The 9,262-nt window shown below is 36.5% G+C and carries 7 protein-coding genes and 27 tRNA genes; all 34 read left to right on the top strand.

The features are described from left to right. Nucleotides 1-29: 29 nt before the first annotated feature. The 34 genes from KA878_RS02060 to KA878_RS01895 all read left to right on the top strand — a co-directional run bounded on the left by KA878_RS02060 (nucleotide 30) and on the right by KA878_RS01895 (nucleotide 9,114). Nucleotides 30-105: transfer RNA gene (locus KA878_RS02060), tRNA-Val, on the top strand. Between the two features lie 20 nt (nucleotides 106-125). After that, nucleotides 126-201, top strand: a tRNA-Thr gene (locus KA878_RS02055). A gap of 8 nt (nucleotides 202-209) precedes the next feature. Beyond that, nucleotides 210-282, top strand: a tRNA-Lys gene (locus KA878_RS02050). Between the two features lie 9 nt (nucleotides 283-291). Further along, a tRNA-Leu gene (locus tag KA878_RS02045) sits at nucleotides 292-373 on the top strand. A gap of 3 nt (nucleotides 374-376) precedes the next feature. Further along, nucleotides 377-451 (top strand) — tRNA-Gly (locus KA878_RS02040). 14 nt (nucleotides 452-465) lie between these two features. Continuing rightward, a tRNA-Leu gene (locus tag KA878_RS02035) sits at nucleotides 466-554 on the top strand. A gap of 11 nt (nucleotides 555-565) precedes the next feature. Further along, nucleotides 566-639: transfer RNA gene (locus KA878_RS02030), tRNA-Arg, on the top strand. Between the two features lie 8 nt (nucleotides 640-647). Beyond that, nucleotides 648-721, top strand: a tRNA-Pro gene (locus KA878_RS02025). A gap of 25 nt (nucleotides 722-746) precedes the next feature. After that, nucleotides 747-822: transfer RNA gene (locus KA878_RS02020), tRNA-Ala, on the top strand. A 24-nt stretch (nucleotides 823-846) separates the two neighbouring features. After that, nucleotides 847-920, top strand: a tRNA-Met gene (locus tag KA878_RS02015). Between the two features lie 28 nt (nucleotides 921-948). Next, nucleotides 949-1,022: transfer RNA gene (locus tag KA878_RS02010), tRNA-Ile, on the top strand. 9 nt (nucleotides 1,023-1,031) lie between these two features. Further along, nucleotides 1,032-1,121, top strand: a tRNA-Ser gene (locus KA878_RS02005). 9 nt (nucleotides 1,122-1,130) lie between these two features. Next, a tRNA-Asp gene (locus KA878_RS02000) sits at nucleotides 1,131-1,206 on the top strand. Between the two features lie 35 nt (nucleotides 1,207-1,241). Then, a tRNA-Ser gene (locus KA878_RS01995) sits at nucleotides 1,242-1,334 on the top strand. Between the two features lie 11 nt (nucleotides 1,335-1,345). Further along, a tRNA-Met gene (locus KA878_RS01990) sits at nucleotides 1,346-1,419 on the top strand. An 11-nt stretch (nucleotides 1,420-1,430) separates the two neighbouring features. Then, nucleotides 1,431-1,506 (top strand) — tRNA-Asp (locus KA878_RS01985). 11 nt (nucleotides 1,507-1,517) lie between these two features. Continuing rightward, a tRNA-Phe gene (locus tag KA878_RS01980) sits at nucleotides 1,518-1,590 on the top strand. Nucleotides 1,591-1,599: 9 nt separating this feature from the next. Beyond that, nucleotides 1,600-1,675, top strand: a tRNA-Thr gene (locus tag KA878_RS01975). A 6-nt stretch (nucleotides 1,676-1,681) separates the two neighbouring features. Then, nucleotides 1,682-1,765: transfer RNA gene (locus tag KA878_RS01970), tRNA-Tyr, on the top strand. A gap of 8 nt (nucleotides 1,766-1,773) precedes the next feature. Further along, nucleotides 1,774-1,847: transfer RNA gene (locus tag KA878_RS01965), tRNA-Trp, on the top strand. A 2-nt stretch (nucleotides 1,848-1,849) separates the two neighbouring features. Beyond that, nucleotides 1,850-1,922 (top strand) — tRNA-His (locus KA878_RS01960). Between the two features lie 14 nt (nucleotides 1,923-1,936). Further along, a tRNA-Gln gene (locus tag KA878_RS01955) sits at nucleotides 1,937-2,008 on the top strand. A gap of 5 nt (nucleotides 2,009-2,013) precedes the next feature. Then, nucleotides 2,014-2,087 (top strand) — tRNA-Cys (locus KA878_RS01950). Between the two features lie 8 nt (nucleotides 2,088-2,095). After that, nucleotides 2,096-2,170 (top strand) — tRNA-Gly (locus KA878_RS01945). Between the two features lie 12 nt (nucleotides 2,171-2,182). Beyond that, nucleotides 2,183-2,257: transfer RNA gene (locus KA878_RS01940), tRNA-Gly, on the top strand. Nucleotides 2,258-2,269: 12 nt separating this feature from the next. Next, nucleotides 2,270-2,344, top strand: a tRNA-Gly gene (locus tag KA878_RS01935). Between the two features lie 44 nt (nucleotides 2,345-2,388). Continuing rightward, nucleotides 2,389-2,472: transfer RNA gene (locus tag KA878_RS01930), tRNA-Leu, on the top strand. Between the two features lie 442 nt (nucleotides 2,473-2,914). After that, nucleotides 2,915-3,973, top strand: coding sequence for a PTS sugar transporter subunit IIC (locus KA878_RS01925; protein ID WP_193839166.1), 1,059 nt, complete (start codon nucleotides 2,915-2,917; stop codon nucleotides 3,971-3,973). Nucleotides 3,974-4,248: 275 nt separating this feature from the next. After that, the gene (locus tag KA878_RS01920) at nucleotides 4,249-5,703 is read left to right on the top strand and encodes an ABC transporter substrate-binding protein/permease (RefSeq protein ID WP_193839167.1); all 1,455 of its coding nucleotides are present in this window, start codon (nucleotides 4,249-4,251) and stop codon (nucleotides 5,701-5,703) included. Then, on the top strand, nucleotides 5,696-6,418 hold the full coding sequence (locus KA878_RS01915) for an amino acid ABC transporter ATP-binding protein (RefSeq protein ID WP_053030628.1): 723 nt from the start codon (nucleotides 5,696-5,698) through the stop codon (nucleotides 6,416-6,418). Before KA878_RS01920 ends, KA878_RS01915 begins: the two co-directional genes overlap by 8 nt. Before the next feature lie 154 nt (nucleotides 6,419-6,572). Next, nucleotides 6,573-7,700: a tRNA epoxyqueuosine(34) reductase QueG gene (gene queG, locus KA878_RS01910; protein WP_075108969.1), complete on the top strand. Its 1,128-nt coding sequence runs from the start codon at nucleotides 6,573-6,575 to the stop codon at nucleotides 7,698-7,700. Then, nucleotides 7,701-8,171: a tRNA (uridine(34)/cytosine(34)/5-carboxymethylaminomethyluridine(34)-2'-O)-methyltransferase TrmL gene (trmL, locus tag KA878_RS01905; RefSeq protein ID WP_053030624.1), complete on the top strand. Its 471-nt coding sequence runs from the start codon at nucleotides 7,701-7,703 to the stop codon at nucleotides 8,169-8,171. It abuts the gene before it with no gap. A 171-nt stretch (nucleotides 8,172-8,342) separates the two neighbouring features. Then, nucleotides 8,343-8,942, top strand: a complete 600-nt coding sequence (locus KA878_RS01900; RefSeq protein WP_193839168.1) for a 6-phosphogluconolactonase — start codon at nucleotides 8,343-8,345, stop codon at nucleotides 8,940-8,942. Nucleotides 8,943-8,964: 22 nt separating this feature from the next. Further along, the gene (locus KA878_RS01895; RefSeq protein WP_142237138.1) at nucleotides 8,965-9,114 is read left to right on the top strand and encodes an SAS053 family DNA gyrase inhibitor; all 150 of its coding nucleotides are present in this window, start codon (nucleotides 8,965-8,967) and stop codon (nucleotides 9,112-9,114) included. Nucleotides 9,115-9,262 lie beyond the last annotated feature (148 nt).

Below are 9,262 nucleotides of genomic sequence, written 5' to 3'. Positions count from 1 at the left end.
GAGTAGGACGTTGCCAGGCATATAGTAATGGAGAATTAGCTCAGCTGGGAGAGCATCTGCCTTACAAGCAGAGGGTCGGCGGTTCGAACCCGTCATTCTCCACCATTTAAACTTAAAACTAAATAGCCGGCCTAGCTCAATTGGTAGAGCAACTGACTTGTAATCAGTAGGTTGGGGGTTCAAGTCCTCTGGCCGGCACCATCTATTTTGAGCCATTAGCTCAGTTGGTAGAGCATCTGACTTTTAATCAGAGGGTCAGAGGTTCGAATCCTCTATGGCTCACATGTATACGCGGGTGTGGCGGAATTGGCAGACGCACTAGACTTAGGATCTAGCGCCTTACGGCGTGGGGGTTCGACTCCCTTCACCCGCATACGCGGAAGTAGTTCAGTGGTAGAACACCACCTTGCCAAGGTGGGGGTCGCGGGTTCGAATCCCGTCTTCCGCTCCATTATTTAATATAGTGCCGGGGTGGCGGAACTGGCAGACGCACAGGACTTAAAATCCTGCGGTGAGAGATCACCGTACCGGTTCGATTCCGGTCCTCGGCACCATATATAATTTTGCGCCCGTAGCTCAATTGGATAGAGCGTTTGACTACGGATCAAGAGGTTATGGGTTCGACTCCTATCGGGCGCGTTCTCTTACGGGAAGTAGCTCAGCTTGGTAGAGCACTTGGTTTGGGACCAAGGGGTCGCAGGTTCGAATCCTGTCTTCCCGATAGGAACTTTATTTAAATACAATATGGGGGCTTAGCTCAGCTGGGAGAGCGCCTGCTTTGCACGCAGGAGGTCAGCGGTTCGATCCCGCTAGTCTCCACCATATTACATTTACAAACTAGATAACGGCGGTGTAGCTCAGCTGGCTAGAGCGTACGGTTCATACCCGTGAGGTCGGGGGTTCGATCCCCTCCACCGCCACTACTTATTAGTTGTAGAATTATAATTTGGACCTTTAGCTCAGTTGGTTAGAGCTAACGGCTCATAACCGTTCGGTCGCAGGTTCGAGTCCTGCAAGGTCCATATAATTTTGGAGGAATACCCAAGTCCGGCTGAAGGGATCGGTCTTGAAAACCGACAGGGGCTTAACGGCTCGCGGGGGTTCGAATCCCTCTTCCTCCGTATTTTAATGGTCTCGTAGTGTAGCGGTTAACACGCCTGCCTGTCACGCAGGAGATCGCGGGTTCGATTCCCGTCGAGACCGCCATTTATCAATTTTATAGTAATTTACATTTAATTAGTGGAGGAATACCCAAGTCCGGCTGAAGGGATCGGTCTTGAAAACCGACAGGGCCTTAACGGGCCGCGGGGGTTCGAATCCCTCTTCCTCCGCCATTAATTATTATCGCGGGATGGAGCAGTTCGGTAGCTCGTCGGGCTCATAACCCGAAGGTCGGTGGTTCAAATCCGCCTCCCGCAATTACATTTTTAGGTCTCGTAGTGTAGCGGTTAACACGCCTGCCTGTCACGCAGGAGATCGCGGGTTCGATTCCCGTCGAGACCGCCATTACAAATTATGGTTCAGTAGCTCAGTTGGTAGAGCAATGGATTGAAGCTCCATGTGTCGGCAGTTCGACTCTGTCCTGAACCATTTCACTATGCCGGCCTAGCTCAATTGGTAGAGCAACTGACTTGTAATCAGTAGGTTGGGGGTTCAAGTCCTCTGGCCGGCACCATCTCTTGGAGGGGTAGCGAAGTGGCTAAACGCGGCGGACTGTAAATCCGCTCCTTCGGGTTCGGCAGTTCGAATCTGCCCCCCTCCACCATCTATAATAGGGACATAGTTCAACGGTAGAATAGAGGTCTCCAAAACCTTTGATGTGGGTTCGATTCCTACTGTCCCTGCCATGGCGGTTGTGGCGAAGTGGTTAACGCATCGGATTGTGGTTCCGACACTCGAGGGTTCGATTCCCTTCAACCGCCCTTAATAATATTAATGGGCTATAGCCAAGCGGTAAGGCAACGGACTTTGACTCCGTCACGCGCTGGTTCGAATCCAGCTAGCCCAGTTATTGGCGGCATAGCCAAGTGGTAAGGCAGAGGTCTGCAAAACCTTTATCACCGGTTCAAATCCGGTTGCCGCCTCCATGCACGATGCGGGAGTAGTTCAACTTTTAGAACACATTCCTTCCCGGAATGAGATATAGGTGCAAATCCTATCTTCCGCTCCATATTTTAATAATGCGGGAGTAGTTCAACTCTTAGAATACGTTCCTTCCCGGAACGAGATATAGGTGTAAATCCTATCTTCCGCTCCATATTTTAGTAATGCGGGAGTATTTCAATTTTTAGAATACGTTCCTTCCCGGAACGAGATATAGGTGCAAATCCTATCTTCCGCTCCAAGTTTTTGCTTCCAAATGGAAGTTTTTTATTTATCAAAAATTGAGCCGGCGTGGCGGAATTGGCAGACGCGCGGGACTCAAAATCCCGTTCCTGTATTGGAGTGTCGGTTCGACCCCGACCGCCGGTATACTTTTAAATTCTGTTAGGAATTTTTAGAGTGAAAATGTTGTTAAATCAATGTTTTCGCTCTTTTTTTATGCTTTTAGACACTTTTAAAAACTATTTTTATGTCACATCTATGTCACGAGAGGGGACTAAATTAAAAATTTATGTCACAAGTTATATCACAACTCATTAATGATGTTAAGTGCTTTCTTATTATCTTTTTCATAAGTTTCTTTTAGATAATGGCCTTAATCTTGCATTGTTATATCAATAGAAAATGGCTTAGACTTTTGGATATGATAAAACAATTTAAAACTTTATTTGATAATAATTTTTAAATAACTTTTTTAATGGTTTGTATTGTTAGTATCAACATTAATTTTTGATTAAAACTTATTTGTTCATATTGTTAAACACGGTAGATTGTACTAATATAAAGCTAATGTTTAAAATCGGAGGCTACTATGAGTAAACAACGCATAAGTTTAAAGTATTTTTTTAGTAATATTCTCAATGCTGTAGGCGCTGGAGTTGTCATTGCTTTATTGCCAAATGCATTGTTGGGAGAATTTTTAAAATTATTTATGGATAATCATCCATTACTTCAATTAGTATTCCATTTAGTGATTATTATTCAATCATTTATGGCATTTATTATTGGAGTTTTAGCAGCACATCAATTTAAGTTTAATGGTTCAGGCTCATGTATGATTGGTGTAGCGGCTATGCTTGGATCTGGAGCGGTACAATTTACCTCTCAAGGTATTGCATTAAAGGGCATTGGTGATATTATTAATATTATTTTAGTGGTCATTATAGCGTGTGCATTATATATGCTTTTGCAAGGGAAATTAGGATCACTTGAAATGATTATATTACCAGTCTTAATTCCTGTTGCAAGTGGTTTAATAGGACTTTTAACATTACCTTATGTACAAACCATAACTAATGGTCTTGGTCATATGGTAAATTCATTTACAGCTTTGAATCCACTCATTATGTCAATTTTGATTAGTGTAACGTTCTCATTATTGATGGTTACACCGATTTCATTAGTTGCTATTGCCACAGCTATAAGCTTAACTGGTTTAGGAAGTGGTGCAGCCAATATGGGAATTGTAGCTGCTTGTGTTACTTTCATATTTGGATCAATACGAGTTAATTCAATGGGTGTTAATATTGTATTACTCATTGGTGCTGCAAAAATGATGATACCTGTATATTTAAAGCATTTAATCATTGCGGTTCCTCTAACTTTAAATGGTATCGTATCAGGCGTATTAGCATACGCCATTGGAATTAAAGGTACACCATTATCTGCTGGATTTGGATACACAGGTTTAGTTGGACCAATCAATGCCTTTAATAGGATGCCTGGTGATGCAACAATGAATATTATTTTGCTTATTTTTGGTTACTTGGTAATTCCATTTGTGAGTGCATTTATTATTCATGAAATATGCAAAAAATTAATTCCTAGTTATCATGATGGTATTTATAAATTTGAAATACCTAAGCAATAAAGCTTGCTTACGAGCCAGGAATATATTTAATATTGAAGTTATTATACAAATTCGCAGTAGGTGACTGAACTGTTAAGACACTAAAGTTTTTTTCAGTATAGTCATCCTTGCGTGTGGTCAATAAAAAATTTTATAAAGACATTCTACAAGCTAAGCAAGCTGGGAGTTGGACAATGAATTTAAAAAGAATTCTGTCTAACTCCTTTTTTTAAATATACTATTGTATATTAATACGTTTATATGTATAATAATGAATTAATTAAAGGAGGTTGCTTATGAAAATAATTACTAAAGTACTAACTATAGCAATCTTAATTAGTTTGACATTGATATACATACAACCAATGGTATTAGCTGATGAAGATGCAACTTGGAATAAAATTAAAGAAAGAGGTGAATTAAGAGTAGGACTATCAGCCGATTATGCACCACTGGAATTTGAAAAAACAAAAAATGGTAAGACAGAATATGTGGGTGTAGATATTGAATTAGCTAAAAAAATTGCAAAAGATAATCATTTAAAATTAAAAATTGTTAATATGCAATTTGATAGTCTACTTGGCGCTTTAAAAACTGGAAAAATAGACATTATAATATCTGGTATGACGTCTACACCTGAAAGGAAAAAAGAAGTAGACTTTTCAGAGCCATACATGGAAACAGGTAATGTAATGTTAATTAGAGAAAATAATAGTGATGTATTTCATACGTTAAATGATTTTAAAAATAAAAGAATAGGCGCTCAAAAAGGCAGTGAGCAAGAAAAAATTGCGCAGCAAGAAATAGAAAATGCACAATTAAGTTCACTCAATCGTTTACCAGATGCAATTTTAGCTTTGAAAAGTAAAAAAATTGATGGATTAGTTATTGAAAAGCCAGTAGCTGAAGCCTACGCTAAGCAAAATAAAGATTTAAAAATTGCCAATGTCTCATTTAATGAGGAGAAAAAACCTACAGTCATTGCTTTACCTAAAGACTCACCTATTTTATTACAACATTTAAATGAGTCAATCAAAAATGTTAAAGATCATAATTTAATCAATAAATATATGAACATAGCTTCAGAACAAATGGTTGACGATGGTAGTTTTATTCAAAAGTATGGGACTTTCTTCGTTAAAGGATTGCAAAATACTGTACTTATTTCTTTAATCGGTGTAGTTTGTGGAGCAATTATTGGATCATTTATTGCACTTGCAAAACTTAGTAAATTTAAAATTCTTTCATGGCCAGCGTCAATTTATATCGCATTTTTGAGAGGAACACCAATGTTAGTGCAAGTTTTTATAGTCTTTTTTGGAACAACTGCACTCTTAGGGTTAGATATTTCTGCACTTATTTGTGGAACGATTGCATTAGTCATAAACTCTTCTGCCTATATTGCAGAAATAATTAGAGCTGGAATTAATGCCGTTGATAAAGGTCAAACTGAAGCTGCGCAATGCTTAGGTTTAAATTATTCAAAAACAATGATTCACATTGTATTACCTCAAGCATTTAAAAATATATTACCAGCTTTAGGAAACGAATTTGTAACTTTAATAAAAGAGTCATCTATTATATCTACAATTGGTGTTGGTGAAATTATGTTCAACGCTCAAGTTGTACAAGGTATATCATTTGATCCTTTCACACCATTAATCATAGCTGCATGTATGTACTTTATATTAACTTTCTCATTATCAAGCGTTATGAGTTTAATTGAAGGGAGAATGAAAGCAAGTGATTAAAATAGAAAATCTAACTAAAAAATTTGATAAAATTGAAGTACTTAAAGATATTAATTTGGAAATAAATAAAGGTGAAGTTTTAGCCATCATCGGACCATCTGGAAGTGGTAAAAGCACATTGCTAAGATGTATAAATTTGTTAGAGACACCAACTAGTGGAAAGGTTATTTTTGAGGGAACTGAACTGACTCATCAGAATAATAATTTAAATAAATTACGTCAAAAAATGGGAATGGTATTCCAAAATTTTAATTTATTTCCACATAAAACAGTCTTGGATAACATCGTTTTGGCACCTAAGTTACTAAATATGAACGATTTAAATCAATTGAAACAAGAGGCACTTGCATTACTTAAAAAAGTGGGACTTGAAGATAAAGCTGATGTTTATCCTTCACAATTATCCGGCGGGCAAAAGCAAAGAGTTGCGATAGCTAGGGCATTGGCTATGCATCCAGATATCATATTATTTGATGAACCTACATCTGCATTAGATCCCGAAGTTGTATACGATGTGCTCAATGTCATGAAAGATCTAGCTAAAGAGGGTATGACAATGGTTGTTGTGACTCATGAAATGGGATTTGCGAGAGATGTAAGTGATAAAGTTATTTTTATGGCTGATGGATACGTTGTAGAAGAAGGTTCACCTCAACAACTATTTCAGTCACCGAAGCATAAAAGAACACAAAACTTTTTATCTAGAGTACTATAGAAATAATAATGACTGATTAAGGAGTCTGAGACATATACGTTTCAGACTCCTATTAAAATGTAAAGATACTTAAATAGTCCATAAATAATTAACGATTTCTTTAAGAGGATTGTGTTAAAATGTCATATGTATCATTTTTAAGGAGGCAAATGTATTGGATTATAATTGGCTTAAAGAAGAAATTATCGATTATGCATATTCAATAGGCATAGATAGCATTGGTTTTACTACAGCTGATCCATTTGATGAACTTAAAAAGAAATTAGAAGATTATCACGCAAAAGGCTATGCTTCAGGGTTTGAAGAATCAGATATTGCATTACGAACTGAGCCAAAATTAAGTTTGCCTACTGCACGTTCAATTATAGCAATAGCTGTTGGATATCCTAATAAACTTAAAGGTGCACCTAAAAGTGTTAGAGGTGATCGTCGCGGGATGTTTGCACGCGCTTCTTGGGGACAAGATTATCACTCAATTATGCGAAAGCGTTTAGATAAACTTGCGGATTTTATACAATCTAAAGTGCCCGAAGTAGAAATACAGAGTATGGTTGATACTGGCGTGTTATCCGATAGGGCAGTTGCAGAGCGAGCTGGACTTGGATTTGCAGGTCGAAATGGATTTATTATTAACCCCGATTTAGGTACCTGGACTTACTTAGGAGAAATGTTAGTGAGTATACCATTTGAGCCAGATGATCCAATTCTTGATAGCTGTGGTGACTGTACGATATGCGTTGATAGGTGTCCTACGGGAGCACTTGTTGGAAACGGTCAATTAAACGCTCAAAAGTGTATTAGCTTTTTAACACAAACGAAAGGATACCTACAAGATGAATATAGATATAAAATAGGTAATCGTTTATATGGATGTGATACATGTCAACAAGTTTGTCCTAAAAATAAAGGAATAAACACGACACATGATGATATTATACTAGAACCTGAGATATTGAAACCACGATTAGTACCATTATTACAAATGAGCAATAAAGAATTCAAACAAACTTATGGTCATTTAGCAGGTGCTTGGCGTGGAAAAAAACCAATTCAACGTAACGCTATTATTGCATTAGCACACTTTAATGAAGTTGCCGCTATACCTGAACTTAAAGAAGTAGCATTAAATGATCCAAGGCCAATGATTAGGGGAACTGCGTACTGGGCAATTGGCCAAATTCTAGGAGAAGAAGCACGTGAATTCATAGACGAAAACTATGAACATGAACTTGAAGAAGTTCAAAATGAAATGATAAAAGGATTAGAAATGAGGAAACTTTAAATGACAAATCATATTGTTTTATTTCAACCAGAAATTCCTGCTAATACAGGTAATATCGCTCGTACTTGTGCAGGGACAAATACACATTTGCATTTGATTAAACCATTAGGGTTTAGTACGGATGATAAAATGTTAAAACGAGCTGGTCTTGATTATTGGGAACACGTTAATATTACCTATCATGAAAGTATTGAAGACTTCTTTGATATTACAAATGGTGAATATTATTTATTAACTAAATTTGGTAAACAAACTTATAGCGATTTTAATTTCGCTAAAGAGAATACAGATTATTATTTTATATTTGGTAGGGAAACAACTGGATTACCTGATTGGGTTAAAGAGAAATACGCGGATACAGCATTAAGAATTCCTATGAGTGAGAATATTAGATCATTGAATTTATCTAATACAGCAGCATTGTTAATCTATGAAGCGTTACGACAACAAAACTTTCCTGGTTTATCGTAAACATTAATTCGAAAGTTGAAATTCAATGCATCTTTTTATTAAAAAATGTTATATTTATTAGTGATTTAATATAACATTTTTAAAATAGTTTGATTTAATGTCTACCAGGGTATTCTAATAAATAATACGTTATTTATAAGACATTGATGAACTAAGAGGAGTGTAAAGACAATGGCAATGAACTTTAAAGTATTTAATGATGTAGAACACGTAGCTGAATACACAGCAGATATCATTAGAAAGCAATTTAATAACAATCCTACAACGATTGCTGGCATTCATTTAACTAAAGATGCGGCACCAGTATTAGATGAACTAAAGAAAGATGTTGATCATCATGCAGTCGATTTTAGTCAAATAAATATTTTGGATTATGATGATAATCGTTCATATTATGAGGCGTTAGGCGTACCTGCTAGCCAAATTTATCCAATTAATTTTGATGATGATGCGGAGTCTTTAATTGATGATAAAATCAAGACGAAAGAGAATAAAGGAAAATTAATTCTACAAGTTACATCTATTGATGAAGCGGGTAGTTTAAATGTAAACGTAAGACAAGGTTTATTAAAATCACGTGAAGTTGTTTTAGTTGTGACTGGTGCAAATAAACGTGAAGTTGTTAAAAAACTTTATAAAGAAAATGGTAAATCAAGCTTTGAACCTTCTGATCTTAAAGCACATAGAATGGTAACAGTAGTGTTAGATAGAGCGGCTGCTGAAGGTCTACCTGAAGATGTTAAAGAATATTTCACTGCTAGATTTGCTTAAATTTAAAAGTGAGGTTTGACAAATGACTGAAAATAAAGATTCGGAACTAAATTATCGTGAAGAAGAAAATGCGATGGTGCAAGATTTAGATGATTTAAAAACCTTAGGCAAAGAGATGGAACAAATTTCTGAAGAAAATGATGAGGACAAATTAAATCAATCGCATGAATAGATGATAGCTTTAAAACGAATACTTTTGATTCATATAAACTTGAGACCTTTAAAGATGTCTCGAGTTTATTTTTTTAGGAAACAAGCATACTAAGTAAATGTAAATTTTTACTAGTTTAATGGCTGAATACAATTTAATGCATTATGAA

The organism is Staphylococcus sp. GDY8P57P, from assembly GCF_017892585.1.
GTDB lineage: Bacteria > Bacillota > Bacilli > Staphylococcales > Staphylococcaceae > Staphylococcus > Staphylococcus borealis.
This window is presented reverse-complemented; position numbering and strand designations above follow the sequence as displayed.

Bases quoted from the DNA above. Each gene is read 5' to 3' on its own strand.
- KA878_RS01925 (WP_193839166.1), top strand. From the start codon at position 2,915: ATGAGTAAACAACGCATAAGTTTAAAGTATTTTTTTAGTAATATTCTC.
- KA878_RS01920 (WP_193839167.1), top strand. From the start codon at position 4,249: ATGAAAATAATTACTAAAGTACTAACTATAGCAATCTTAATTAGTTTG.
- trmL (WP_053030624.1), top strand. From the start codon at position 7,701: ATGACAAATCATATTGTTTTATTTCAACCAGAAATTCCTGCTAATACA.
- KA878_RS01900 (WP_193839168.1), top strand. From the start codon at position 8,343: ATGGCAATGAACTTTAAAGTATTTAATGATGTAGAACACGTAGCTGAA.
- KA878_RS01895 (WP_142237138.1), top strand. From the start codon at position 8,965: ATGACTGAAAATAAAGATTCGGAACTAAATTATCGTGAAGAAGAAAAT.